Genomic DNA, 26,574 nt, shown 5'->3' on the forward strand with positions numbered 1-26,574 from the left:
TATTAATTAAACGTTAAAGCGGAAATGAATGATATCTCCATCTTTTACAAGATATTCTTTTCCTTCTAATCGAACTTTACCAGCTTCTTTTGCAGCCACCATGTTGCCGCTCGCTAATAAATCATCGTAAAAAACCGTTTCAGCTCGGATAAAGCCTCTTTCAAAATCAGAATGGATAATTCCTGCACATTGAGGAGCCTTCATACCTTGTACAAATGTCCATGCACGAACTTCTTGTACACCAGCGGTAAAGTAAGTGGCTAATCCTAATAAATGATAAGCCGCACGAATAAGCTGATCCAAGCCAGATTCCTCGATTCCTAACTCTTCAAGGAACATTGCTTTTTCTTCTCCTTCAAGCTCCGCAATTTCTTCTTCAATTTTTGCACAAATAACAATTACTTCTGCATTTTCGTTAGCAGCAAATTCTTTTACACGCTGCACATATTCGTTGTTTTCAACGTCTGAAATTTCATCTTCTCCTACATTTGCCACATACAAAACTGGTTTAATGGTTAAAAGATGCAATCCTTTTGCAATTTTAGCCTGTTCTTCCGAAAATTCTACTGTTCTTGCTGGCTTTTCTTCTTCAAAAGCTGCTTTCAGCTGATCTAATACTTCCAGCTCAGCTATTGCTTCTTTATCTTTTTGTTTCGCCATTTTTCCGACGCGGCCAATTCTCTTTTCAACAGACTCTAAGTCTGCAAGAATTAATTCTAAATTAATTGTTTCAATATCAGATATTGGATCTACTTTTCCAGATACATGGGTAATATTATCATCTGCAAAACAACGAACCACTTGACATATTGCATCCACTTCACGAATATGCGATAAAAATTTATTGCCAAGTCCTTCTCCTTTACTTGCTCCTTTTACAATTCCAGCAATATCTGTAAATTCAAAAGTAGTTGGCACTGTTTTTTTAGGCTGTACTAACTCTGTTAATTTGTTTAAACGTTGATCCGGCACTTCTACAATGCCAACATTCGGATCTATTGTACAGAACGGATAGTTGGCTGATTCCGCTCCTGCTTGTGTGATTGCATTAAACAATGTTGATTTACCAACGTTAGGCAATCCTACTATTCCAGCTGTTAATGCCATATTGTCACTCCCCTATATAAACCTTCTAATTTTACGAACATTAGAAAGTAATTTCATTTTACTTATAAACCTCTAACAATTATAGATTCAACCCATAAAAAAGACAAGTAGCCGCCTCCTTTATGCTTGTAATTTACCCTTTAGAAAAAACATGAAATTTTAAAGTCAATCTATTTAAAATTCTATACAAAATAGATTAAAAACCGGTTCGGTTGATCGGAGTGGAAGGGGTGAGACTCCTACGGGATTAGCGAGACAGTCCGAGACCCTGCAGGAGTGAAGCGACGAAGCGGCCCAGGCGTAGCCCCGTGGAAAGCGAACCCCTGAAGCGGAAATCAACATCCCCATCTAAAAAAAAAATAAAGTGAACCTTTTCATCAGTCAGATGGTTAGTTGAACTTATCGGACCTTAACGGGCAGTAAGCCCCCACCTAGCTTCTTCGATTCCTCAGCATCTTGAGGTGGGAGCTTACTGCCCGTTAAGATTGGGATAAATAAAAAAACTGTAAACAAACTTCCTTTTTAAGGAGCGTTTGTCTACAGTCTGAAAGCATGAATTAGGATTCATGCTTTACCAATACCTTCTTCATTTTTCTTGAAAATTCTTTCCTTGGTATTAAGACACTATGGTCGCATCCTTCGCATTTAATTCGAATATCCATTCCCATTCGGATTATTTTCCATCGATTTGTTCCACATGGATGCGCTTTTTTCATTTCCACTACGTCATTTATTCCATACTCTTTCGGCTCCATATTTCCTCCTAATTACTACTCTCCGGTTTAGAAAACATCACTAATTTTGGATAAGGACTTTCAATTCCATGTTCATCTAATACTTGTTTTATTTCTTTTCTCAAAAGTCTTGCAACACCAACTTGTTGAGCTGGGAGGGTTTCGGCAACTACCCGAAGAACTACTTCTGCAGCCTGGATATTTTGAATACCTAATAACTCGGGTGTACCAACAATTTGTTCATATTTATTTTCCAATGTTTTCAAATGCTCTTCAATAACTTTTTCCGCTCTGCTTATATCCCCTTGATAGGCGATGCTTACATCTACTACGGCTCTACTGTTATTAACGGAAAAATTTGTTACTTCCACTATACTACCATTTGGCAAAATATTCACTTCCCCGGTATAGCTTTTTATTTTCGTCGTTCGTAGTCCGATTTCTTCTACGACCCCTTCAAATGAACCAACGCGGACATAGTCGCCTACAGAGAATTGATCTTCAAATATAATGAAGAACCCCGTAATAATATCCTTCACTAAACTTTGGGCACCAAAACCTACTGCCAAACCAACTATTCCGGCACCGGCCAATAAGGCTTGTACATTTATACCAAAAATAGATAGAATCGTCATGGCTGAAATAAAATATACTACATAAGTTAAAGTATTTTCTAAAAGCTTAACTAATGTTGCTTCACGCCTTTCCGTTATTCGAATAGCGTTATGTGGACGTACTTTAAATATATTTTTAATTGCTAATTTTCCTAATTTAATTAAGATGGTGCTTACCAGTAGAATAATGACTATCTTGAATGCGCCTTGTCCTATATTGATCCAAATATTTTCATTTGTAATCTTGTCTATACTAGACGTAACTTTTTTTTCTATTGATTCCAATTTCTCCACCTCTTTTAACTTTCCTGTTTATTGACTTTAAGAATAGTCGAAAGGAGATTCCCCTTTAACTTCCATAAAGATATTTTCTTATTTTTGCTTAGAAAAAGGATTTATTATTAGAAAATAAATTTATTTTAACAGGTTTTCCGCAGACTTTGTAGTAATTATATAAAGAATGACTAAATGCTTACTAACATTAGGTTTACTCCAACTTTTTCCCCTATTCTAAAGGAATTATTGCTGTTTATGTATAGAATGCTAAATATTTCCGTATACTGTTACTACTATAATCATTCTAGGACCATTCCTAAAGAATATTTTTCATCCCACTCTTAACGGTCAGTAAGACCCCCACCTCAAGATACCGGGAAATCGAGGAAGTTAGGTGGGGCATAACTGCCCGTAAAGGTCCGGGAGGTACACAAACTTAGGTCGCCACTTCCTGTGGCAACATTTGTGTGATCCACATGCTGTGGATCGCAACCTTCCATCAGTGAGGGATGAAGCCCCGACTGATGGAAGGTTCACTTTATAAAAATATTCTATCAAGGAAAAAGGTAGATTGTAAAACCTTGATTTTAGTCTTAAGTGATAAAGGAGTAGATCTAATGACCATATATTCCAATCTTTTTGAAAAAAAAGAACTGCCGGTCAGAATTGCTTATAACGAACAATTAGCAGCTTATAAACTTGCAGACTCTTTATCTAACTTTTTGCCGCCAACCACATGTAATCAGCCCATTGTATTCGTTTGCATTGGCACAGATCGATCCACTGGTGATTCATTAGGTCCACTTATTGGCACTTTATTAAGTGAAAAGAACATAGCTCCTTTTAACGTTTACGGTACTTTAGAAGACCCCATACATGCACTGAACCTCGAGGAAAAATTAAAAGAAATAAATACCATGCATAAAAACCCTTTTATAATTGGGATTGATGCATGTTTAGGAAGAATGAAGAGCATTGGCATCATTCAACTTGGTGATGGACCCGTTAAACCAGGAAGTGGAGTCAATAAAGAATTACCACATGTCGGAAACATCCATATAACAGGAATTGTCAATATTAGTGGATTTATGGAGTTTTTAGTATTGCAAAATACTAGATTAAGTTTAGTTTTAAATATGGCTAAAACGATTTCAAAAGGTATTTATCACACTAGTTTACGCTATATGACTGCATCTGATATAACCGAGTACCCTGTAAATGAAAGACCAGTTTAAACAAATATAAGTAGTATTTACAGCATAATATTATGTACCACCATAACTAAACAGTTTATACAAACCATCCAAAAAAGAATAAAAATAAACGAATTGATAAAAAAATACACCTTACAAAAAAGTAAGCGTGCTTCAACAGTTGCTAATAAACGTTAAATATCAACCATCAGCGGGAATGATTTTTCCCACTGATGGGGTGATGAAATTTCAAAACATAATCATTTCCTATTCATTATTTTCTATTGCAAACAATTGTAATAGTCTTTCCAAATCATCTTCAGAGAAAAACTCAATTTCTATTTTCCCCTTGTTTTTTGTTTGTTTAATATGGACAGTAGTACCGAATCTTTCCCGTAAATAAGATTCCTGCTCTTTTATAAAAACGCTTTTGACAATTTTTTTTTCGTTTTTTGTTTCACGTGAAACATTTTCGTTCATCTGTTGAATTAAATGTTCTAGTTGACGAACGTTTAATCCTTCACTTATTACTTTTTCTACAACTAAAGATAGTTTGTCTTTATTTTTTAAACTTAACAATGCTCTCCCATGGCCCATAGATAATGTTCCTTGTGATATATTGTCTTGGATGGGCTTAGGCAATGATAATAATCGTACATGATTTGCGATATGAGGTCTGCTTTTTCCTAGGCGCTTGGAAAGTTCTTCTTGCGTAATTTTCAACTTTTTCATTAGCATTTGATAAGCATGTGCTTCTTCAATTGGAGATAAATCCTCTCTTTGAAGATTTTCCAATACAGCCAGTTCCATCATTTGTTGTTCGGACAGTTCACGAACTACTGCTGGAATTGCAGCTAAGTTAGCTTCTTTTGCTGCACGATACCTACGTTCACCAACAACAATTTCGAATCCTTTGATACTTTTTCGTACAATGATTGGCTGCAATATTCCATGTTCTAAAATAGACGCTTTTAATTCTTCTATAGCTTCCTTCTCAAAGACTTTTCTTGGCTGATAAGGGTTTGGTCGAAGTTCTTTTATATTTATTTCTTTCACAACTTCTTCCTTCTCTACCTTCATACTTGGAAAAAAAGCATCAAGACCTTTCCCTAATCCTTTAGCCACTAGTTACCACTTCCTTTGCCAATTCTAAATAAACTTCAGCACCACGAGACTTTGGATCATAAATAATGATCGGTTCACCATGGCTAGGAGCTTCACTTAAACGTATATTTCTTGGAATAATGGTTTTATACACTTTATCTTGAAAATATTTTTTCACTTCTTCAATTACCTGCAGCCCTAAATTTGTGCGTGCATCCAACATAGTTAAAAGAACGCCTTCAATCGCCAACTCATGATTCAAATGTTTTTGTACAAGTCTCACTGTATTCAGCAGCTGACTTAAACCTTCCAATGCATAATATTCACATTGAACTGGTATTAATACTGCATCTGATGCAGTTAACGCATTAATTGTCAGCAGTCCTAGTGATGGCGGACAATCAATTAGTATATAATCATAGTTATCTTTTACTTCTTCAAGCGCTCTTTTTAAACGGACTTCTCTTGAAATGGTAGAAACTAGTTCAATTTCCGCTCCAGCAAGCTGAATCGTTGCCGGAATTACTTGAAGGTTTTCGACATTTGTAGCTTTTATTACTTGCTTTGCCTCCAAATCATCTACTAATACATCATAAACACAATAGTCTACATCTGCTTTTTCAATTCCGACTCCACTCGTTGCATTCCCTTGTGGATCAATATCTACTAATAATACTTTTTTCCCGATATATGCTAAACAAGAGCCAAGATTGACCGAGGTAGTTGTTTTTCCAACTCCCCCTTTTTGGTTAGCTACCGTTATTATTTTTCCCATGATGTCACCTACCTTTAATACCATAAAATCATAATAAAACATACAAAGCGTCTATTACAGTAAATTCCCAATTGCGGAAAATCTACTTCCATATGGCGCGTTTAACAGCAAAGTTGTATGGGGTGTTGTAAATTTAAGTCCTACTAGATATAATTTTCTTCTATTTCTTTTGATCTTATATAGTTAACGATCCATTCTTTTCTGACGTAATGCCACTATACTCAATCCTGTATATTATTTTATCATGAAAACTTCTAAATATCGTCTTTTTTTCAAGCAATGTTTTTTCTTAAAAAATTTTAAACAAGATATCTTTTGCTTTTATAGAATAGATTCTACTAGTTTTACTAAAAACTGATTCCATTTAAAGTAAGAAAAGCGCAAGCGCCTTGCTCATTGCCGTACGAACTGGAAGGGCTTCGACTGAGATAAAGGAAACACGATGAGCGTTAGCGAATCGATGTTGACTTATCGTAGGGAGAAGACCTGAAGTTCGATAGGCAATAGGCGCTGGAGCTAGACAGCTATCTGACTTCAGAAAACTTATACTTTCTTCTCTCTTAAAAAAACAAGGTTTTAAAAAACTACTATATAGCCACTGTCCTATTTAAAATATGTATAAATTGGAAATGATTTGCATCAAATTTTAGGAATAGAGGATTCAAAAGGGAGAATTTTATGAAAGCTTTTAGAAAGAAAAAATGTGAGATATTAAAACCAAACAAATTGGTTAATATTCTCACAAAGGATTAGTAATATAATAGTTATGATTTCTTCTTCGGTATTTTAATCGTAAATTGATAAAAATCATCAAATTCTTCTTCTTCTGCATTTAAATTAATGCCGCTGTCAGAGACCATTGTTAAAGATTGACGAATAGTATTAACGGCAATACGCATGTCTTTGCTGAAAGCTCTGCGTTTAGGCTTCGGTTTAACCTCCGATTGCTCGAGCATTTTTATAACACGTTCTTCTGTTTGCTTCACATTCAAATTCTTTTCAATAATCTCCTGAAGAAGACGCAGCTGTTTTTCTTTTTCTTTTAATGGAATCATAGAACGTGCATGTCGTTCAGAAATGTGTTTATTTAATAAAGCATCCTGAATTTCTTCTGGGAGCTTTAATAATCGTAATTTATTAGCAACCGTTGATTGACCTTTTCCAAGTCTTTGTGCAAGTGCTTCCTGCGTTAAATTATGTAGCTCCAATAATTTTCCGTAAGCAATTGCTTCTTCAATTGGAGAAAGCTCTTCTCTTTGAAGATTTTCAATTAGCGCAACAGAAGCTGTTTCTGTATCGCTCATATTTTTTATAATGGCAGGAACTTCTTCCCAGCCCAATTTTTTCATAGCTCGCCATCTTCTTTCACCAGCTATGATTTCATATTTATCCGTTTCAAACTCTCTGACTACAATTGGTTGAATAATGCCATGTGTGTGGATCGTTCTTGATAATTCTTCAATTTTTTCATCATCAAATACCGTTCTTGGCTGAAAACGGTTTGGAACAATTTGATTGATAGGAATTTTATTAATCTCCTCATTGTTCCCCAACTTCTCCAACTCCTCATTAGCATCTTCTGCTCCAATTTGACTTACTTCTGATTGATCTTCCTTTTCGCCTAGGCCAAAAAAGCGTGAGAAAGAAGGCTTCATCACCCTGCACCACCTTTACGAAACTCCCTATTACATATTCTCTAAAATGAATAGCATGTCCTGCAAAATATACTAATTATAATAAGAAACTTCTCGAATTTTCATAGAATGTGCCATTAATAGTTATATTATATAGTAGTTAAGAAAAATGATATAGTCTAATTAAGATCGATAGCAGACTATCGACAAACACAGCTTTTCTAGTTGTTCACAGGAAATACAAACGATTTCGATCAGTCTGAAATTCTTACAAATTACATTTTGTCTTTAATCAAGTTAAATAAATAGATAGTGTAAGGCTCCTGATCAAAGTAGGTAAAAGAACCATTTATCTTGCTCCTTCTTTCTTTATCCTGCACTTAGGCAATAGCCCCCATTTTCTTATTGCTAGAAGCTAGGACATAAGTTCGAGAAGAAGCAAGAATTTTATTCTATTGGTTCTTTATTTGGTGTACCTGGTTTTCTCGGATATTTCTTTGGTGTCTGTTTTTCTTTAGAGATAATCAAAATGTTTCGTTCGCTTTCTTCTTCTGGCAAAACAAAAGAGTGAGCATCCACTAGTTTTCCACCTAGAATGGAAATTGCTTTTTGACCTGCTTGTAATTCTTCCTTTGCGCTTGCCGCTTTCATCGCTACAAATGTACCTCCGACCTTTACAAGCGGCAAACATAATTCGCTTAAGACAGATAATCTTGCTACTGCTCTAGCAGTTACAATGTCAAAGTTTTCCCGATAATCATTCTTTTTCCCAAATGTTTCAGCACGATCGTGTATAAATTCTACATCCTCTAACTGAAGTTTCTTAGCTAAATGCTCTAAAAAATGTATTCTCTTCATTAAAGAATCCACTATTGTTACTTTTAATTGGGGAAAAACAATTTTTAATGGAATGCTTGGAAATCCTGCTCCTGCACCTACATCACAAAGAGTCGCAGGCTCTTTCAATGGATCATAATAAAATGATGCCGTAATAGAATCAAAAAAGTGTTTTAAGTACACATCTTCTTTATCTGTTATAGCAGTAAGATTCATTTTTTCATTCCATTCAACTAATGTGTGAAAGTACATCTCAAATTGTTCCAGCTGTCTTTCTGATAGGGTGATTCCCTCTTCTGAAAGCAGTTGAATAAATTTTTCTATATTCATGATTGAACCCTTTCAATACAAAATTAATGCTGTTTACACTCTTGCTATGCGACCTTGTTCTAAATAGACTAAAAGGATCGAAATATCTGCTGGATTAACACCTGAAATTCTTGATGCTTGAGCTAGAGATAACGGACGAACAGTTTTAAGCTTTTGTTTTGCTTCTGTTGCCAAACTTGAAATCGCATCATAATCAATATTTTCCGGTATTTTTTTGTTTTCCATTTTTTTCAGTCTCTCTACTTGCTGTAAGGATTTTTCGATATACCCTTCATATTTTATCTGTATTTCGACCTGTTCCATTACTTCATCTGTTAGTGGAAGTTCACTAGGGGCTAATAAGTGAATATGGCTATAGTTCATTTCTGGTCTTCTTAATAAATCCGCTGCTCGAATACCGTCTTTTAATTCACTTCCGCCTTGCTCTTTTATTATCGTTTGAACTTGTTCATTCGGCTTTAGAATAATCTCTTTTAAACGTTGTTTTTCTTGCTCAATCAACTGTTTTTTCGTTGAGAATTTTTCATAGCGTTCTTTTGAGATCAATCCGATTTTTTCGCCAATATCTGTTAAACGTAAATCTGCATTATCATGACGAAGCAATAATCGATATTCTGCTCTGGATGTTAGAAGACGATATGGTTCATTCGTCCCTTTTGTAACTAAGTCGTCAATTAATACGCCAATATAAGCATCAGAACGGCTTAAAATGACTTCATCTTTGTTCAATGCTCTTAAACCGGCATTTATTCCAGCCATCAGCCCTTGTCCTGCCGCTTCTTCATAACCAGATGTTCCATTAATTTGGCCAGCAGTATATAGATTTTGAATTTTTTTCGTTTCTAATGTCGGCCACAGCTGCGTAGGGACAATTGCATCATACTCAATGGCATAACCAGCTCGCATCATTTGTACTTTTTCCAAACCAGGGATTGTTCTTAATATTTTCTGCTGAACATCTTCCGGCAAACTTGTAGAAAGTCCTTGCACATAAACCTCTTGCGTATTTTTCCCTTCCGGTTCTAAGAAGATTTGATGTCTCGGTTTATCATTAAAACGGACCACTTTATCTTCAATGGATGGACAATAGCGTGGTCCAGTTCCTTTGATCATTCCAGAATACATCGGTGAACGATGTAAGTTTGAATCGATAATTTGATGGGTTGTTTCATTTGTATAGGTTAACCAGCATGGAAGCTGTTCTGTAATATATTTTGTTGTTTCGTATGAAAAAGCTCTTGGTACATCATCGCCAGGCTGAATTTCTGTTTTGCTATAATCAATGGAATGACTATTTACCCTAGGAGGAGTTCCTGTTTTAAAACGAACTAAATCAAAACCTAATTCTTGCAAATGCTCTGATAAGCGAATGGATGGCTGTTGATTATTCGGACCGCTTGAATATTTTAATTCACCAAGAATAATCTCTCCGCGAAGATAAGTACCTGTTGTCACAACAACTGTTTTTGCTGTAAAAACAGCACCAGTTTTTGTTACAACCCCTTTTACTATGCCGTCTTCCACAATTAACTGTTCTACCATTCCTTGAATTAATGTTAAGTTTGGTTCATTTTCTAATGTTTTTTTCATTTCATGCTGATACATGAATTTATCTGCTTGCGCTCTTAGTGCTCTTACAGCTGGGCCTTTCCCTGTATTCAACATTCTCATTTGAATATATGTTTTATCGATGTTTTTCCCCATTTCACCACCCAGGGCATCAATTTCTCTCACAACAATTCCTTTTGCTGGACCACCAACCGATGGATTGCATGGCATAAAAGCAACCATATCGAGGTTAATGGTTAACATCAATGTTTTTGCACCTAGTCTTGCCGATGCAAGTCCTGCCTCACAGCCGGCATGCCCTGCCCCAATTACGATAACATCAAAGCTACCTGCTTCGTAATGCATCATGCTTGCCTCCTTATATTTCATTTCTATTCTTTCTAAAAAGCTGGAACCATACTAATTTGAATATTATTTTCCAAGACAAAACTGTGAAAATAATTGATCAATTAAACTTTCATGGACACTATCGCCTATAATTTCCCCTAGTAATTCCCAAGTTCTTGTTAAATCTATTTGCACTATATCAATCGGAGTTCCCATTTCCACTCCTGAAATTGCTTCATTTATGGATTGTTTCGCCTGATTAAGCAAAGATATATGTCTTGTATTTGAAACATAGGTTATATCGCTTGCTTCAATTGCTCCTTCAAAAAACAGTGTAGATATTGCATCCTCTAATTGGTTAACACCATTATCTTCTAATAAGGAAATTGTCACCATTTTTTGATTGTTTGCTAATTCTCGAACCCTATCCATATCTATTTTGTGCGGTAAATCAGTTTTATTAACTATTACAATATAATCCATGCCTTCTACTGCTTTAAATAAATTTATATCCTCAATTGTCAGTTCATCTGCATAATTTAATACCAATAGAATTAAATCAGCCTCTTTTAAAACTTGGCGTGACTTTTCCACGCCAATTTTTTCAACAATATCCTCTGTTTCCCGAATTCCTGCAGTATCTACCAGTCTAAGCGGTACTCCCCGAATATTTACATACTCTTCTATAACATCTCTGGTTGTACCAGGAATATCTGTAACAATTGCTTTACTTTCCTGCACTAACGTATTCAACAAAGAAGATTTTCCTACATTCGGTCTTCCTACAATTACTGTAGATAGTCCTTCTCTAAGAATTTTCCCTTGCTGGGATGTTTGCAATAGTTTTTCTATTTCAGATTTAACAAATCTTGATTTATTTAACATCATTTGATGTGTCATTTCTTCAACATCATCATATTCAGGGTAATCTATGTTCACTTCTACTTGAGCCAATGTTTCCAGAATTTCCTGCCTTAGTGTTTTTATCAGCTTGGATAATCTTCCTTCCATTTGCCCCAGCGCCATATTCATTGCCCTGTCCGTTTTTGCTCTTATTAAATCCATTACAGCTTCTGCTTGTGATAAATCAATACGACCATTTAAAAATGCTCTTTTTGTAAACTCACCCGGCTCTGCAAGCCTTGCTCCATGAACTACCAGCAGTTGAAGAAGACGATTTACAGAAGCAATCCCACCATGACAGTTTATTTCAATAATATCTTCTTTTGTGAATGTCTTCGGGCCCTTCATAACAGAAACCATTACTTCTTCCACTAATTCGTCTGTTTCTGGATCTATTATATGGCCGTAATGAATTGTATGACTTGGCACTTCACTTATTTTCTTCCTACTAATACTTTGAAAAAGCTTATCTCCAATCATAAATGCATCCGGTCCACTAACTCGAACAATCGCAATCGCTCCCTCGCCCATTGGAGTCGATATCGCAGCAATCGTATCAAAATCCATTTTCTTCACCTCTATTCTCTAACTTCTTTAATCTATATAAAGCATGACATAACTAGCGTTTCATTATTACAAGACTCTAGATTAACATATCCACAACTATTTAAAAAGAAAAAATTATACACACTTATCCACATTAATTTTTTATCCTTATACCATTCTATCTTATCCACATGTGAATAACAATAAAACAAGCACTAAAACAGCCAATCTTCTTAAAAAGAAACAATCCATACATTTTGGGACTATTCATTCACAAGATTTTTTAATCATAGGCAGTGTTAAACGATAATGTTGTTTTTGGGAAGGGAATTTGCGAGACTCCTGCTTAAAAAACGGGCTGTAAGACCCCGCAAGACGGGTACGGAGGTCACTGAAAAAGTGAATGCTATAAAATATAGATAGTGACAATTCAACAAAGCAGAGGTTTTCGTTCGGTTTTCCGATGCTTACCACACGCTTTCCGCGGGGCGAGCGAGGAGGCTTGGCTGTTTGTCCGCGGAAAGCGAGTAGATTCCCTGACCATTCAAAAATCAACAATGAAATTTAACAGAGCCTAATCATAAAAAAAAAACGCTTAAAAAAGAGAATGTTCTCCTTTAAGCGTTCTACCGTTTATTTACTTATATCTGTTCTTAGATTTATGCTGGAGCTGTCCTTTTTCTGCATTCACAGGTGAAATAATAATATGCCGATTGCCATGTTCCCCTGAGGAATACGTTTTAATTCCTTTAAAAGAAACCAATGCAGCATGAATAATTTTCCTTTCTTCTGCTGGCATTGGCTCAAGCGAAAATTCCTTTCCTGCCCTTTTTGCTTTATATGCCATCCGTTCGGCAAGCTGAATTAACGCTTCTTTTCGACGTGTACGATAGCCTTCCGCATCTAATTTTAAATTATAATATTGATCCGCTTCTTTATTAATCACTAATTGCGTTAAATATTGTAAAGAATTTAGTGTCTGCCCTCTTTTTCCAATTAATAGCGCAATTTTTTCACCGGATAATTGAAATAGAATATTTTTACCGCTTTGCTGAAGAGCAACCTCCACGTTAACTCCCATATTGCTGCATACATCTAATAAGTAATCTTTTGCTTGATCAATTGGATTTATCCGTACTTTTACATGAACAACAGCAGAACGGGCTCCAAAACCAAAAAAACCTTTTTTTCCTTCGTCAACAACAATAATCTCTGCCTGATTCTTTGTTGTTTTCAATTGAGCTAAAGCTGATTCTACTGCTGCTTCGACTGTTTGTCCTGTAGCAGTGACTTCTCTCACTTTTTTGCTCCTCCCGAGTTACTAGCTTCTAGAGTCTGTTTTTTTTCTGGTCCTTTTATAAAAAAGGTTTGGATAATAGTAAAAATATTCCCGACAACCCAGTATAAAGAAAGTGCAGCAGGGAAATTAACTGCAAATACTAAAATCATAACCGGCATAATCCACTGCATCATAACTAATTGCGGATTTTGACCAGCAGTACCTGCCATTGTCATTTTCGTTTGGATAAAAGTAGTAACACCTGCAAGAATCGGCAACAGATAAATAGGATCCGGCTGCCCTAGGTTAAACCATAAAAATTCATGTGCAGCAATTTCTCTAGTACGGGAAATTGCATGGTAAAATCCTATTAAAATTGGCATTTGCACAAGTAATGGAAAACATCCTGCAAGAGGATTTACATTATTTGCTTGAAACAGCTTCATCGTTTCTTCTTGAAGTTTTTGCTGTGTTTTCTGATCTTTAGAGCTGTATTTCTTTCTAAGACTTTCCATTTCAGGCTGAATTGCCTGCATTGCTTTACTATTCTTCGTCTGTTTAATCATTAAAGGCAAAATAACTAAACGGACTAGAATAGTTACAATAATAATAGAAAGACCAAAGTTTCCTCCTGCAAATTCAGCAGTTTTTATAATTAACTGTGATAATGGATAAACGATATATTCATTCCAAATTCCTTCACTCTCTGATGTAATCGGCTTATTAAACTCCGAACATCCTGTTAGAATGGCCACTAAAAATAGAAGACCAATTAGCAAAAATAATTTCTTTTTCAACCGTCAAATCCTCCTATATTTTGATTTGAAAATAAATGATGAATTAATTGTATCTTACTATTCTGTACATAGGAAACGCTTTATCAATTTTTTTTTATGTTTTCTTCTTTTTGATCACTTTTGCAACCTTTAATACATGATTTAGACTTTTGGATATTTCTTCATAATTCATTTCAGAAACAGGTTTTCTCGCAATAATGACATAATCTGCTTCCTGATCGAGCAGATTCTCTAATTCTAAAAACACTTGTCTTATATATCGTTTCGTTTTATTTCTTACAACAGCATTCCCAATCTTTTTGCTTACAGAAAGACCAATACGGAAATGATCTTGACCCTTTTTAGGAAGTTTATAAACAACAAACTGGCGATTGGCAAAAGATTGACCATTTTTAAATACTAGTTGAAACTCTTTATTTTTTTTTATTCTAAATTCTTTCTTCAACTTATAAACTCCTTCTATTCTTCCATCCTTTTGAATCTATCGTATGTATATTACATTCTTATTTCGCATTTTTGGATCGAATTAATCTTATTTAAAGTTAATTCGGATTAAGAAAAAATACAATCAATCCTCTAAGAAAATAGTATATGTCATAAGTTTAAGAAGAAGATGCTTCTGCTCTGTTACCGTATTTTGCATTTTGCCTGTCTTAATTGAAAAAAGACCACTGACGTTTCAGTGGCCTAAGCTGATAATACTTTTCTTCCTTTGCGTCGACGACGAGCTAAAACATTACGCCCATTCGCACTGCTCATACGGCTGCGGAATCCGTGAACTTTACTTCTTTTACGTTTATTTGGTTGAAAAGTTCTTTTCATTTTATATGACACCTCCCTGAGGAATAGCTGTTACAGACAGTCCTTACAATTATATAAACTTAGGTGTTTAATTGTCAACCACTCATTTATTTTCTTTTGTCCCTGCATAAATTCTTTTTTCACGCTCAGCCTATTTTTATTTCTTATTGCCTCTTTCATTTCTTGTTTTCTTGACATCGGCACTAGTATGTCAAAAGAACTTCAACTGAGATAAAAAATGTTTTTTCACTCATATTAGGAATTTTATCATCTTTTCTAACTCTATTGTCACCAAAATAAATTTTTTTCAAAAGTTATTCTCTCTATATTTATTCTCTCAAATTTGGTCTGTGGATAAATTTCGACATCGTTCTCCTCTATCCACAATGCTTATTTACAGCTTTTTAACAAACTCATAAACTGTGGACATTTTTTATTAACAGAATGTTATGCTTGTGGATAAGCTATGAAAAACCATTGCAGTTATTATGAATTTTTGATATTATAGTTTTGTTTTCACATTTGAATAATTTCTGTGTATAACTTCATTATCCACAGAATGTGGATAAGCTGTGGACAGGTTATTAGACATGCCTGAAGAAAGTTGTCCACAAATGGTGGATACTGTCGAAATATCACTTTATTTCCTTATTATATATTTTTCCACATCAAAAAAAGAATAAGTATATACTGCAGATTCCTTATATGAAAAAATCTGTTCTTTTCAGCACGCCAATAAATAGAAAAGGAGGGGACTACTTGGAAAACATTGCGGATTTATGGAACAGCGCTCTCGTTAATATTGAAAAAAAAATAAGTAAACCTAGTTTTGATACATGGCTAAAATCTACAAAGGCGCACGCTTTACAAGGAGACAGTTTAGTCATTACTGCTCCAAATGAATTTGCGCGTGATTGGCTAGAAGAACGATATTCCCAACTTATTTCAGGAATTCTCTATGAAATAACGGGTGAAGAGCTTGGTATAAAATTTATTATTCCTCATAATCAAAAAGAAGAAGAGTTTGATCTGCAAATTTCTGCAAAACAACGAAAAAAGACTGAAGAATCTCCAGATTTCCCGCAAACAATCTTGAACCCTAAATATATATTTGATACTTTTGTCATTGGTTCAGGAAACAGATTTGCTCATGCTGCATCATTGGCTGTTGCAGAAGCACCAGCTAAAGCATATAATCCTCTTTTTATTTATGGAGGAGTCGGGCTCGGAAAGACTCACTTAATGCATGCAATAGGACATTATGTTTTAGACCATAATCCTTCTGCCAAAGTCGTTTATTTATCATCTGAAAAATTTACAAATGAATTTATTAACAGCATCCGCGATAATAAAGGCGCTCAATTTCGTGATAAATATCGTAATGTAGATGTACTTTTAATAGATGATATTCAATTCCTAGCGGGAAAAGAATCAACTCAGGAAGAATTTTTTCATACTTTTAATACTTTGCATGAAGAAAGTAAGCAGATTATTATTTCAAGTGATCGGCCCCCGAAGGAAATTCCCACTTTAGAGGATCGATTACGTTCACGCTTTGAATGGGGACTGATTACCGATATTACTCCTCCCGATTTAGAAACAAGAATTGCTATTTTAAGAAAAAAAGCAAAAGCTGACGGTTTGGATATTCCAAATGAAGTAATGCTTTATATTGCTAATCAAATTGACACGAATATTCGTGAATTAGAGGGTGCACTTATTCGAGTTGTCGCTTATTCCTCTTTAATTAATAAAGATATAAACGCAGATTTAGCTGCTGAAGCTTTAAAAGATATTGTTCCAAGTTCTAAACCAAGAGTTATTACGATCCATGATATTCAAAAAGTAGTCGGTGAGCATTTTAATATAAAACTAGAAGACTTTAAGGCAAAAAAGAGAACAAAATCTATTGCTTTTCCAAGACAAATTGCCATGTATTTATCTAGAGAGCTAACTGATTTTTCTTTGCCTAAAATTGGAGAAGAATTTGGCGGAAGAGATCATACAACGGTCATTCATGCTCACGAAAAAATTTCAAAACTTCTAGCAGCTGATTCTCTTTTGCAAAAACAATTAAAAGATATCAATGAAACATTAAAAATTTAGATGGAATATTGTGTATAACTTATTACTACTTAGACACAGTCTATCCACATGTGGATAGACTGTGTTTCCTTTACAAATTCAAGTTATCCACAAATTAACAGGCCCTACTATTATTACTACTATTTTTTTAAAGAATAATTATTAAAATAAAGCTATTAGAAATAAAAGAATCGGAGGATTAAATGATGAAATTTATCATCCAAAAAGATTATCTTGTCCAAAGTGTGCAGGATGTTATGAAAGCAATTACCAGCAGAACAACCATCCCAATATTAACGGGGATTAAAATAGTTGCCTCAGCAGAAGGTGTTACTTTAACAGGAAGTGATTCTGATATTTCCATTGAATCCTTTATTCCAAAAGAAGAGAATGATTTAGAAATTGTGCAATTGGAAAATCCAGGATCTATTGTTCTTCAAGCGAAATTTTTTAGTGAAATCGTTAAAAAACTTCCTACCAATCAAGTAGAAATTGAAGTAGATAATTTACAAACGGTTATTCGATCTGGCAAATCGGAATTTAATTTAAATGGCCTTGACTCTGAAGACTATCCTCATTTGCCTCAAATTTCAGAGCAAAATGTATTTAAAATTCCATCAGATCTTCTTAAACACATTATCAAACAAACTGTATTCGCAGTGTCCGCCTCAGAAACACGCCCGATATTGACAGGTGTAAACTGGAAAGTGGAAAACGATAACTTAATCTGTATTGCAACAGATAGTCATCGTCTTGCATTGAGAAAAGCGAAAATAGATTCTGTTGCGGATCAATCTTATAATATTGTTATACCAGGAAAGAGTTTGAATGAGTTGAACCGGATATTAGATGATCAAAATGAACAAGTAGAAATAGTAGTCACAGAAAATCAAGTATTATTTAAAACAAAACATATTCTTTTCTTTTCTCGTTTATTAGAAGGAAACTATCCAGATACGAATCGTCTAATCCCAACAGAAAGCAAAACTGATATTGTGGTAAATTCCAAGGAATTTTTACAGGCAATTGACCGAGCTTCATTGCTTGCTCGAGAAGGACGAAACAATGTTGTTAAGTTTTCAACACTAGAGGAAGATGTTATTGAAATATCTTCGTTCACACCGGAAATTGGAAAAGTAATTGAAGAGCTGGTAAGCGAGTCCATAAATGGGGAAGAGTTAAAGATTTCATTTAGCGCTAAATACATGATGGATGCATTAAAAGCGTTGGAAGGTACAGAGGTGAAAATTAGTTTCACTGGTGCAATGCGTCCCTTTGTTATTCATCCAATGAATGATGACTCTACATTACAGCTGATTCTTCCTGTAAGAACTTATTAAAATCTGTATACTCTTTATGCTTACAAGTTAGGCATAAAGAGTGTTTTAGAAGTTTTTAATCAAACTGTCTGTATGACATCATCTTGAACAACTACTAGTGAAAAATGGATTCTAATAAAAGGTTTCAAATAGAAAAATCCACACCTTTATATAAAAATATTCAAATTTCCTCCTAATTAGCCGCTAAAAATAGAAATCTTGCAGTTTTCTTTGTGTATCCAACAAATATTTAGTAAAATAAAAAGATACGATTAAACTTGAAAGAGTGAAAAAATGACTAATCAAATTAAAATAGCTACGGAATATATCACTTTAGGTCAATTCCTAAAAGCAGCAGAAATAATACAATCAGGTGGAATGGCAAAATGGTTTCTTAGTGAGTACGAAGTGTTTATCAATGGTGAACAAGATCAAAGAAGAGGTAGAAAGCTTCGATCTGGAGACATCGTTGATATTCCTTCATTCGGCAAATTTACTGTTTTGTAAAACTCACACGGAGACTAGTTCTTCATCTCCAACTTCTAAAATGGAAATGTCGGCAGATTTAAACCTAAGGCTATGTTAAAGCTCATTGTTGATTTTAGCACTATGTTGATTGGAGTGGAAGGCGTGAGACTCCTGCGGGAAAAGCGAGTCAGCGGGAGACCCCACAGGCGCATAGCGCCGAGGAGGCTCCCGGACCGCCCGCGGAAAGCGAACGCCTGGAACGGAAATCAACAGGCAAGTTTAACAGAGCCAAACCTAAAAGGAGGCGAGAGCAAAGCAAATCCATATTTAACAATGGGAAAAACAAACTGTGGAGCACCATTGTTCGATTTTTTCAATAAAGTTTGCGCAGCTCCAACCCCTTTTCCATATAAAAAGGATGAAACCATATGTTTATTGAACAGTTGCTTTTAAGGAATTATCGAAATTACGAGCAATTAGAAATGGAATTCGAAAATAAGGTAAATGTTATCTTAGGTCAAAATGCACAAGGAAAAACCAATGTGATGGAATCTATTTATGTATTAGCAATGGCAAAGTCCCACCGTACCTCAAACGATAAAGATCTTATTCGCTGGGACACAGAATATGCTAAAATAGAAGGTAGATTACAAAAAACACATGGGCAGTTACCCATGCAATTAATTGTGTCGAAAAAAGGAAAAAAGGCAAAGTATAATCATATTGAACAGCGCAAATTAAGCCAGTACATCGGGAACATGAATGTTGTTATGTTTGCCCCCGAGGATCTCAATCTAGTAAAAGGAAGTCCTCAAATCAGACGGAGATTTATTGATATGGAGATTGGACAAATTTCGCCAGTATATTTACATGATATGGGACAATATCAAAAAATATTACAGCAGCGGAATTCTTATTTAAAACAATTGCAATCAAAAAAACAAACAGATGATACAATGCTTGATATCTTAACAGAACAATTTATTCAAGCAGCAGCTAAAATTGTCGCGAAACGATATGAATTCCTTCACTTATTAGAAAATTGGGCAGTTCCTATCCACAAAGGAATATCTAGAGGATTGGAAACATTAAAAATTCAGTATAAACCCTCTGTAGATGTATCAGAAGAGCAAGATTTGTCGAAAATGATGGAAGTATACGAAGAAAAGTATTCCAGTTTAAAAAAACGGGAAATTGATCGGGGATTGACCTTGTTTGGACCGCATCGTGATGATTTGCTCTTTTTTGTAAACGGAAGAGATGTGCAAACTTTCGGTTCACAAGGACAACAGCGAACAACCGCATTATCGATAAAAATGGCTGAAATAGAATTGATACATTCTGAAATTCGAGAGTATCCAATTCTTTTGTTAGATGACGTACTTTCTGAATTAGATGACTATCGTCAATCCCACTTATTAAATACAATTCAGGGGAAAGTGCAGACATTTGTAACAACGACAAATGTAGATGGAATCGATCATCAAACATTAAAAGAAGCTTCAACTTTTAGTGTGGAATCAGGAAAGATTCATAAGATTCAATAAGGTTGAGGTGGAAATCATGTATGTTCATATTGGTGAAAATATACTAGTAAGGACTTTTGATATTATTACAATATTGGATAAACAAACAATGGCTTCTTCTGATATTACGAATGAGTTTTTAGAAACAAATAAAAAAACAATTGTTCATACAGAAAATGTTTCTTATAAATCAATCGTTATTACAAAAGATGCTATTTACTTTTCACCTATTGCTTCAAATACATTAAAAAAAAGATCAAATAAATTGATGGTGCAGGAATATTAATCTGTACATTTTGAAATAAAAAAGTTAAATTTGTATGTCAATGGAAAGTTAGGTGATCGAATATGTCAATGGAACAAAATCCAGTTGAACAACAATCTTACGACGAAAGCCAAATACAGGTTTTAGAAGGATTAGAAGCAGTCCGCAAACGACCGGGTATGTATATAGGTTCTACTAGTGGGAAAGGTCTACACCATTTAGTATGGGAAATTGTCGATAACAGTATTGATGAAGCGTTGGCGGGCTACTGTGATGAAATAAACGTGATCATTGAAAAAGACAATAGTATTACTGTAAAAGATAATGGACGTGGGATTCCAGTTGGTATTCAAGAGAAAATGGGCAGACCTGCTGTTGAAGTAATTATGACAGTACTTCATGCTGGGGGAAAATTCGGCGGAGGCGGATATAAAGTATCTGGAGGCTTGCATGGTGTAGGTGCTTCGGTTGTTAATGCACTTTCAACAGAATTAGAAGTTTATGTTCACCGTGATGGAAATGTATATTACCAAAAATACGAAAAAGGTGTACCAAGTGCAGATTTAAAAATAATCGGTGAAAGTGACACAACTGGTACTATTACTCGTTTTAAACCGGACGGAGAAATATTTAGAGAAACATTGGAATACGACTATGAAACGCTGGCTAATAGAATCAGAGAACTAGCCTTTTTAAACCGTAATATTCGTATTACTATTGAAGATAAAAGAGAAGGAACGGAAAAACGAAAAGAATATCACTATGAAGGTGGTATTAAGTCCTATATTGAGCACTTAAATCGCAATAAAGATGTGCTATTTGAAGAGCCTATCTATATTGAAGGTGAAAAAGATGGGATTACAATTGAAGTCTCCCTGCAATACAATGGCGGATATACTGGAAATATTTTTTCCTTTGCGAATAATATTAACACGCATGAAGGCGGTACACATGAATCTGGATTTAAAACTGCTTTAACACGAGCTATTAATGATTATGCAAGAAAAAATGGCATGTTAAAAGATGCTGAACCCAATCTTTCAGGAGAAGATGTAAGAGAAGGATTGGTAGCTATAGTATCCATTAAGCATCCAGATCCACAGTTTGAAGGACAAACAAAAACAAAATTAGGAAACTCTGAAGTACGTGCTATTACAGATACTATTTTTGCTGATCATTTTGAAAAATTCCTATTGGAAACACCGACAGTTGCTCGAAAGATTGTAGATAAAGGTCAAATGGCATTAAGAGCTAGAATAGCAGCTAAAAAGGCTAGAGAATTAACACGACGCAAGAGTGCTTTAGAAGTATCCAGTTTACCAGGTAAATTGGCAGATTGTTCTTCAAAAGACCCGGAAATCAGCGAGCTTTTTATTGTTGAGGGAGATTCAGCCGGCGGTTCAGCGAAGCAAGGAAGAGATCGTCATTTTCAAGCGATTTTGCCGTTGAGAGGAAAAATTCTTAATGTAGAAAAGGCAAGGTTAGATAAAATACTTTCTAATAATGAAGTAAGATCCATGATTACGGCAATAGGTACAGGGATTGGAGATGATTACGATCTATCAAAAGCCCGATACCATAAGGTCGTTATTATGACAGATGCAGACGTGGATGGAGCACATATTCGAACATTGCTGTTAACATTCTTTTATCGTTATATGAGGAAAATTGTCGAGGCTGGTTATATCTATATCGCACAGCCGCCGCTTTTTAAAGTACAGCAAGGAAAACGCATCGAATATGCTTATAATGAGAAACAACTGGATGAAATAATGAAATCACTCCCAGCCTCTCCTAAACCAAATATTCAACGTTATAAAGGGTTGGGAGAAATGAATGCAGACCAATTGTGGGAAACAACAATGGATCCATCAACAAGAGCGCTGCTTCAAGTTAGTCTAGATGATGCAATTGAAGCAGATGAAACATTTGAAATGCTAATGGGCGATAAAGTGGAACCACGTAGAAACTTTATTGAAGAAAATGCAAGCTATGCCAATTTAGATATTTAATGCAATTCATGCTTTTTTTCTAAACAATAAGATTGTTTACTTAAATAAATGGTTATAAAAAAGAAAGATTATTTAAGATGCTAGAATTAATTCTAGCTTCTTGCGCTTTTCTTAAGGAGGTTCCTTTACATGGCTGATACGCCAAATTCTCAAATACAAGAAATTAATATTAGTAAAGAAATGCGTGATTCTTTTTTAGATTATGCAATGAGTGTTATTGTGTCGCGTGCTCTTCCAGATGTACGAGACGGACTAAAACCTGTTCACAGACGTATTTTATATGCTATGCATGATCTAGGGATGCATTCTGATAAACCATTCAAAAAATCTGCCCGTATTGTTGGGGAAGTAATCGGTAAATACCACCCACATGGTGATAGTGCTGTATATGAAACAATGGTTCGTATGGCTCAGGATTTTAACTATCGTTATATGTTAGTTGATGGACACGGCAACTTTGGTTCTGTTGATGGAGATTCTGCTGCGGCAATGCGTTATACAGAAGCAAGAATGTCAAAAATCTCAATGGAGCTTCTTCGGGACATTAATAAAGATACAATTGATTATGAAGAGAATTTTGATGGGGAAGAAAAAGAACCAGTCGTTTTGCCTTCTCGGTTTCCAAACCTTTTAGTAAATGGAACTAGTGGTATTGCTGTAGGGATGGCAACCAATATCCCGCCTCATCAACTAGGAGAGGTAATTGATGGAGTTCTGGCTGTGAGCAAGAACCCGGACATCTCTATTGCTGAGCTTATGGAAATTATACCTGGACCAGATTTTCCGACATACGGGATGATATTAGGAAGAAGCGGTATAAGAAAAGCTTACGAAACTGGACGCGGTTCGATTATTGTAAGAGCAAAAGTAGAAATTGAGACGAAGCCAAGCGGAAAAGAAGTTATTATCGTTAATGAAATTCCTTACCAAGTGAATAAAGCAAAGTTAATTGAAAGAATTGCTGAATTGGTACGTGATAAAAAGATAGATGGCATTACCGATTTGAGAGATGAGTCAGATCGCAATGGAATGCGTATTGTTATTGAAGTGCGCAAAGATGCAAATGCAAATGTATTGCTGAATAATTTATATAAACAAACAGCGATGCAGACAAGCTTTGGGATAAACTTACTAGCCTTAGTAGGTGGGCAGCCAAAGGTACTTAATTTAAAACAATGTCTTTCTTACTATTTAGATCATCAAAAAGTAGTAATAAGAAGAAGAACAGAATTTGAATTAAGAAAAGCAGAAGCACGTGCTCATATTTTAGAAGGATTACGTATAGCATTAGATCATTTGGATGAAGTGATCCGTTTAATTCGCAGTTCCCAAACAACTGATATTGCACGTCAAGGATTAATGGAGAACTTTAATCTAAGTGAAAAACAAGCACAGGCAATTTTAGATATGCGTTTGCAAAGGTTAACCGGTTTAGAGAGAGAAAAGATAGAAGAGGAATATAAATCTTTAATTGAACTAATTGGAGAATTAAAAGCAATCTTAGCAGATGAAGAAAAAGTTCTTGAAATTATTCGAGAAGAGCTATCGGAAGTTAAAGAACGTTTTAATGATAAACGCCGTACAGAGATTGTGGCTGGCGGAATTGAAAATATAGAGGATGAAGATTTAATTCCTGAAGAAAATATTATTATTACACTAACCCATAACGGCTATATTAAGCGTCTTCCTGTTTCTACTTATCGTGCACAAAAACGCGGAGGAAGAGGAATACAGGGAATGGGGACAAATGATGATGACTTTGTTGAACAATTAAGTACAACATCCACCCATGATACTATTCTATTCTTCACCAACAAAGGGAAAGTATATCGTTTAAAAGGATATGAAATACCTGAATTCAGCAGAACAGCTAAAGGGATACCAATTATTAATCTGCTTGGAGTGGAGAAAGATGAGTGGGTAAATGCTATTATTCCTGTTTCTGAATTTGTAGATGATTGGTTCTTATTTTTCACTACAAAAGAAGGGATTTCAAAACGTTCTCCTTTATCATCATTTGCTAATATTCGAAATAACGGATTAATAGCTGTGAATTTAAGAGAGGGAGACGAATTAATTTCAGTCCGATTAACAGATGGGTCAAAAGATATTATTATTGGTACAAAAAATGGTTTACTTATCCGTTTCCCAGAAACCGATGTACGATCAATGGGCAGAACGGCTACTGGTGTTAAAGGGATCTCGCTTTCTGAAAGTGATGAAGTTGTTGGCATGGAAGTATTAGAAGAAAATACAGAAATCCTGATTGTAACAAAATACGGATTTGGAAAAAGAACATCTGCCGACGAATATCGAATTCAAGGAAGAGGCGGCAAGGGGATTAAAACATGTAATATAACGGATAAAAATGGTCCACTTGTATCCATGAAAGCCGTTACCTCTGAAGAAGATTTAATGATTATTACTACTGGCGGTGTTTTAATTCGAATGGCAGTCAGTGATATCTCATCAATGGGCAGAAGTACACAAGGAGTTAAGTTGATAAAACTTAATGAAAATGTCGATGAGTTTGTTGCAACAGTTGCAAAAGTAGAAAAAGAAGAAGAAGTGGCTGAGGAAGAAGTGGAAGAAGCTTCAACACAGTCTGAGAATGAAACTGATATAGAAGAGTAATGTTCTTAATAGTTGTGAAAAAGCTGTCAGATATCCTGGCAGCTTTTTCTTTTTGGTTTCATACTAATATCATACAAATAACTAGGAATAAAGGTGTTAACATTGTGAAGAAAATACAGTAAAATAGTAAAAAAGTCCGTATATTAAGGGTGGAAAATAAGATGAAAGTAAAAACAGGTGATTTAAAAGCAGGGTATATCCTAATGGAGGATGTTTATAATTTAACCAATAAGCCAATCATTACAGCCAAAACAGTACTTAATGATGGACACGTTAATCTCTTAAAAGCATTTTTGATTAAAGAGGTAATAATTGGAAATACTCAAGTGGATGGCAGCCATCTAGTCGAATCGCATAGAGAAATTCAAGATTGTAGTATTGAGAAAACAACATTTTTTAAAAAATTTCTTCAAGCTGTTCAGCAATATAAAAAAGAATTTCAAAGTTGGCAATCTGGGCTCTCTGTAAATATAGCCAATATACGCCTTCTGTTATTGCCTTTGCTCAATGAAATAGAAACATCAAGCAAGGAAATTTTTTCTCTTTATCATTTATCTAATAAGGAAGAATATATTTATCAGCATTCAATTGCAGTCGCTGTTATAAGTGCATATCTTGCACAAAAATTACATTATTCTAAAAGAGAAATAGTTCAGGTTGCTCTAGCAGGCTGTTTGTGTGATGCTGGGATGGCAAAAGTAAGCCCCTTATTGTTGAAAAAAGCGGAACCTTTAACAGAGGAAGAATTTCATGAAGTAAAACAGCATACAAAATACAGTTTTAAAATGACACCAGAACATGCACTGCTCAGAAATGAAGCAAGAATATCTATCTACCAACATCATGAACGATTAGACGGCAGTGGTTATCCTTTAGGCAATGAAGGAAAAAAAATACATCCGTTTGCAAAAATAATCTCTGTTGCAGATACTTTTCATGCAATGACATCCGAAAGGCTGTATAGAAGAAAACAATCTCCTTTTAAAGTGGTGGAGCAATTACAGCAGGATTATTTTGGGAAATTTGATTTGACGATCCTTCATGCGCTAAGTATGGGAATAATACAATATGCTGTGGGCAGTAAAGTAAGGTTGTCAAATGGTGAAAAAGGAAGAGTCTTATTTATAGATGAGAAATCCCCAACACGTCCGTTATTAAGTATGTTGGATACAAAGAAAATATTAGATTTAGAAAAAAATCGACATCTTTTTATTGAAGAAATTTTGCTATAGATTCTTGTTAATTAACTTTTAATAAAAAAATAGGTTAGAATTAATCCTTTAAAGAATTTCTATTAAAATTTATGATTTTGTTTAAAAAAAGTGTTGCGTTGGATTAAAAAAGTTGCTATAATCATACAAGTCAGCAAGTTAATTAAATAGTTTTTTGAAAAGAAAAGAAAAAACTATTGACTTATTAATAATGAAAATGTTAATATA

General features: G+C 34.9%; 22 protein-coding genes. 9 read left to right on the forward strand and 13 right to left on the reverse strand.

What is annotated here, in order from left to right; all coding sequences use genetic code 11:
- Window positions 1-6: 6 nt before the first annotated feature.
- The 3 genes from ychF to ACTYBU_RS09755 all read right to left on the reverse strand — a co-directional run bounded on the left by ychF (window position 7) and on the right by ACTYBU_RS09755 (window position 2,740).
- On the reverse strand, window positions 7-1,107 hold the full coding sequence (gene ychF, locus ACTYBU_RS09745) for a redox-regulated ATPase YchF (RefSeq protein WP_445489237.1): 1,101 nt from the start codon (window positions 1,105-1,107) through the stop codon (window positions 7-9).
- 557 nt (window positions 1,108-1,664) lie between these two features.
- Window positions 1,665-1,862, reverse strand: coding sequence for a DUF951 domain-containing protein (locus tag ACTYBU_RS09750; protein WP_445489238.1), 198 nt, complete (start codon window positions 1,860-1,862; stop codon window positions 1,665-1,667).
- A gap of 8 nt (window positions 1,863-1,870) precedes the next feature.
- A complete protein-coding gene (locus tag ACTYBU_RS09755; RefSeq protein ID WP_445489239.1) occupies window positions 1,871-2,740 on the reverse strand; it encodes a mechanosensitive ion channel family protein in 870 nt (289 codons plus the stop codon).
- A gap of 608 nt (window positions 2,741-3,348) precedes the next feature.
- Between ACTYBU_RS09755 and yyaC the strand changes: the two genes are divergently transcribed.
- Window positions 3,349-3,966 (forward strand): spore protease YyaC, encoded by a 618-nt coding sequence (gene yyaC, locus ACTYBU_RS09760; RefSeq protein WP_445489241.1) that lies wholly within the window; start codon window positions 3,349-3,351, stop codon window positions 3,964-3,966.
- Window positions 3,967-4,191: 225 nt separating this feature from the next.
- On the opposite strand, the gene ACTYBU_RS09765 is transcribed toward yyaC, so the two are convergent.
- The 10 genes from ACTYBU_RS09765 to rpmH form a co-directional block, all read right to left on the reverse strand.
- Window positions 4,192-5,049, reverse strand: a complete 858-nt coding sequence (locus ACTYBU_RS09765; RefSeq protein ID WP_445489243.1) for a ParB/RepB/Spo0J family partition protein — start codon at window positions 5,047-5,049, stop codon at window positions 4,192-4,194.
- On the reverse strand, window positions 5,042-5,803 hold the full coding sequence (locus tag ACTYBU_RS09770; protein ID WP_445489244.1) for a ParA family protein: 762 nt from the start codon (window positions 5,801-5,803) through the stop codon (window positions 5,042-5,044). Before ACTYBU_RS09770 ends, ACTYBU_RS09765 begins: the two co-directional genes overlap by 8 nt.
- Window positions 5,804-6,567: 764 nt before the next feature.
- Window positions 6,568-7,458 carry a nucleoid occlusion protein gene (noc, locus tag ACTYBU_RS09775; protein ID WP_445489292.1) on the reverse strand — a complete coding sequence of 297 codons (891 nt, stop codon included), beginning with the start codon at window positions 7,456-7,458 and terminating at the stop codon, window positions 6,568-6,570.
- A 426-nt stretch (window positions 7,459-7,884) separates the two neighbouring features.
- The gene (gene rsmG, locus ACTYBU_RS09780) at window positions 7,885-8,604 is read right to left on the reverse strand and encodes a 16S rRNA (guanine(527)-N(7))-methyltransferase RsmG (RefSeq protein ID WP_445489246.1); all 720 of its coding nucleotides are present in this window, start codon (window positions 8,602-8,604) and stop codon (window positions 7,885-7,887) included.
- Between the two features lie 33 nt (window positions 8,605-8,637).
- Window positions 8,638-10,518, reverse strand: a complete 1,881-nt coding sequence (gene mnmG / locus ACTYBU_RS09785; RefSeq protein WP_445489294.1) for a tRNA uridine-5-carboxymethylaminomethyl(34) synthesis enzyme MnmG — start codon at window positions 10,516-10,518, stop codon at window positions 8,638-8,640.
- A gap of 66 nt (window positions 10,519-10,584) precedes the next feature.
- A complete protein-coding gene (gene mnmE, locus ACTYBU_RS09790) occupies window positions 10,585-11,970 on the reverse strand; it encodes a tRNA uridine-5-carboxymethylaminomethyl(34) synthesis GTPase MnmE (RefSeq protein WP_445489295.1) in 1,386 nt (461 codons plus the stop codon).
- A 616-nt stretch (window positions 11,971-12,586) separates the two neighbouring features.
- Window positions 12,587-13,249, reverse strand: coding sequence for an RNA-binding cell elongation regulator Jag/EloR (jag, locus tag ACTYBU_RS09795; RefSeq protein ID WP_445489249.1), 663 nt, complete (start codon window positions 13,247-13,249; stop codon window positions 12,587-12,589).
- Window positions 13,246-14,025 carry a YidC family membrane integrase SpoIIIJ gene (spoIIIJ, locus tag ACTYBU_RS09800; protein WP_445489251.1) on the reverse strand — a complete coding sequence of 260 codons (780 nt, stop codon included), beginning with the start codon at window positions 14,023-14,025 and terminating at the stop codon, window positions 13,246-13,248. The genes jag and spoIIIJ overlap by 4 nt, the downstream gene beginning before the upstream one ends.
- A 94-nt stretch (window positions 14,026-14,119) precedes the next feature.
- On the reverse strand, window positions 14,120-14,470 hold the full coding sequence (gene rnpA / locus ACTYBU_RS09805; RefSeq protein WP_445489253.1) for a ribonuclease P protein component: 351 nt from the start codon (window positions 14,468-14,470) through the stop codon (window positions 14,120-14,122).
- Window positions 14,471-14,712: 242 nt separating this feature from the next.
- A complete protein-coding gene (gene rpmH / locus ACTYBU_RS09810) occupies window positions 14,713-14,847 on the reverse strand; it encodes a 50S ribosomal protein L34 (protein ID WP_152116169.1) in 135 nt (44 codons plus the stop codon).
- A 738-nt stretch (window positions 14,848-15,585) separates the two neighbouring features.
- On the opposite strand from rpmH, the gene dnaA reads away from it, so the two are divergent.
- The 8 genes from dnaA to ACTYBU_RS09850 all read left to right on the forward strand — a co-directional run bounded on the left by dnaA (window position 15,586) and on the right by ACTYBU_RS09850 (window position 26,367).
- Complete coding sequence (gene dnaA / locus ACTYBU_RS09815) at window positions 15,586-16,932, forward strand: chromosomal replication initiator protein DnaA (protein WP_445489256.1); 1,347 nt, start codon at window positions 15,586-15,588, stop codon at window positions 16,930-16,932.
- Between the two features lie 185 nt (window positions 16,933-17,117).
- Window positions 17,118-18,251, forward strand: coding sequence for a DNA polymerase III subunit beta (gene dnaN / locus ACTYBU_RS09820; protein WP_445489297.1), 1,134 nt, complete (start codon window positions 17,118-17,120; stop codon window positions 18,249-18,251).
- A gap of 273 nt (window positions 18,252-18,524) precedes the next feature.
- The gene (yaaA, locus tag ACTYBU_RS09825; protein WP_445489258.1) at window positions 18,525-18,737 is read left to right on the forward strand and encodes a S4 domain-containing protein YaaA; all 213 of its coding nucleotides are present in this window, start codon (window positions 18,525-18,527) and stop codon (window positions 18,735-18,737) included.
- Window positions 18,738-19,126: 389 nt separating this feature from the next.
- The gene (gene recF / locus ACTYBU_RS09830) at window positions 19,127-20,245 is read left to right on the forward strand and encodes a DNA replication/repair protein RecF (protein WP_445489259.1); all 1,119 of its coding nucleotides are present in this window, start codon (window positions 19,127-19,129) and stop codon (window positions 20,243-20,245) included.
- Between the two features lie 16 nt (window positions 20,246-20,261).
- Window positions 20,262-20,510, forward strand: a complete 249-nt coding sequence (gene remB, locus ACTYBU_RS09835) for an extracellular matrix regulator RemB (protein WP_445489261.1) — start codon at window positions 20,262-20,264, stop codon at window positions 20,508-20,510.
- Between the two features lie 62 nt (window positions 20,511-20,572).
- Window positions 20,573-22,501, forward strand: a complete 1,929-nt coding sequence (gene gyrB / locus ACTYBU_RS09840) for a DNA topoisomerase (ATP-hydrolyzing) subunit B (RefSeq protein ID WP_445489263.1) — start codon at window positions 20,573-20,575, stop codon at window positions 22,499-22,501.
- A gap of 129 nt (window positions 22,502-22,630) precedes the next feature.
- Window positions 22,631-25,135, forward strand: coding sequence for a DNA gyrase subunit A (gyrA, locus tag ACTYBU_RS09845; RefSeq protein WP_445489264.1), 2,505 nt, complete (start codon window positions 22,631-22,633; stop codon window positions 25,133-25,135).
- Window positions 25,136-25,296: 161 nt separating this feature from the next.
- Window positions 25,297-26,367, forward strand: coding sequence for an HD-GYP domain-containing protein (locus ACTYBU_RS09850; protein ID WP_445489265.1), 1,071 nt, complete (start codon window positions 25,297-25,299; stop codon window positions 26,365-26,367).
- Window positions 26,368-26,574 lie beyond the last annotated feature (207 nt).

Source organism: Niallia sp. 03133 (assembly GCF_052663225.1).

Excerpts from the sequence above, each read along its gene's own strand:
- ychF (WP_445489237.1), bottom strand. The coding sequence starts at position 1,107 with ATGGCATTAACAGCTGGAATAGTAGGATTGCCTAACGTTGGTAAATCA.
- ACTYBU_RS09750 (WP_445489238.1), bottom strand. The coding sequence starts at position 1,862 with ATGGAGCCGAAAGAGTATGGAATAAATGACGTAGTGGAAATGAAAAAA.
- yyaC (WP_445489241.1), top strand. The coding sequence starts at position 3,349 with ATGACCATATATTCCAATCTTTTTGAAAAAAAAGAACTGCCGGTCAGA.
- ACTYBU_RS09770 (WP_445489244.1), bottom strand. The coding sequence starts at position 5,803 with ATGGGAAAAATAATAACGGTAGCTAACCAAAAAGGGGGAGTTGGAAAA.
- noc (WP_445489292.1), bottom strand. The coding sequence starts at position 7,458 with ATGAAGCCTTCTTTCTCACGCTTTTTTGGCCTAGGCGAAAAGGAAGAT.
- rsmG (WP_445489246.1), bottom strand. The coding sequence starts at position 8,604 with ATGAATATAGAAAAATTTATTCAACTGCTTTCAGAAGAGGGAATCACC.
- mnmG (WP_445489294.1), bottom strand. The coding sequence starts at position 10,518 with ATGCATTACGAAGCAGGTAGCTTTGATGTTATCGTAATTGGGGCAGGG.
- mnmE (WP_445489295.1), bottom strand. The coding sequence starts at position 11,970 with ATGGATTTTGATACGATTGCTGCGATATCGACTCCAATGGGCGAGGGA.
- rpmH (WP_152116169.1), bottom strand. The coding sequence starts at position 14,847 with ATGAAAAGAACTTTTCAACCAAATAAACGTAAAAGAAGTAAAGTTCAC.
- dnaN (WP_445489297.1), top strand. The coding sequence starts at position 17,118 with ATGAAATTTATCATCCAAAAAGATTATCTTGTCCAAAGTGTGCAGGAT.
- yaaA (WP_445489258.1), top strand. The coding sequence starts at position 18,525 with ATGACTAATCAAATTAAAATAGCTACGGAATATATCACTTTAGGTCAA.
- recF (WP_445489259.1), top strand. The coding sequence starts at position 19,127 with ATGTTTATTGAACAGTTGCTTTTAAGGAATTATCGAAATTACGAGCAA.
- remB (WP_445489261.1), top strand. The coding sequence starts at position 20,262 with ATGTATGTTCATATTGGTGAAAATATACTAGTAAGGACTTTTGATATT.
- gyrB (WP_445489263.1), top strand. The coding sequence starts at position 20,573 with ATGTCAATGGAACAAAATCCAGTTGAACAACAATCTTACGACGAAAGC.
- gyrA (WP_445489264.1), top strand. The coding sequence starts at position 22,631 with ATGGCTGATACGCCAAATTCTCAAATACAAGAAATTAATATTAGTAAA.
- ACTYBU_RS09850 (WP_445489265.1), top strand. The coding sequence starts at position 25,297 with ATGAAAGTAAAAACAGGTGATTTAAAAGCAGGGTATATCCTAATGGAG.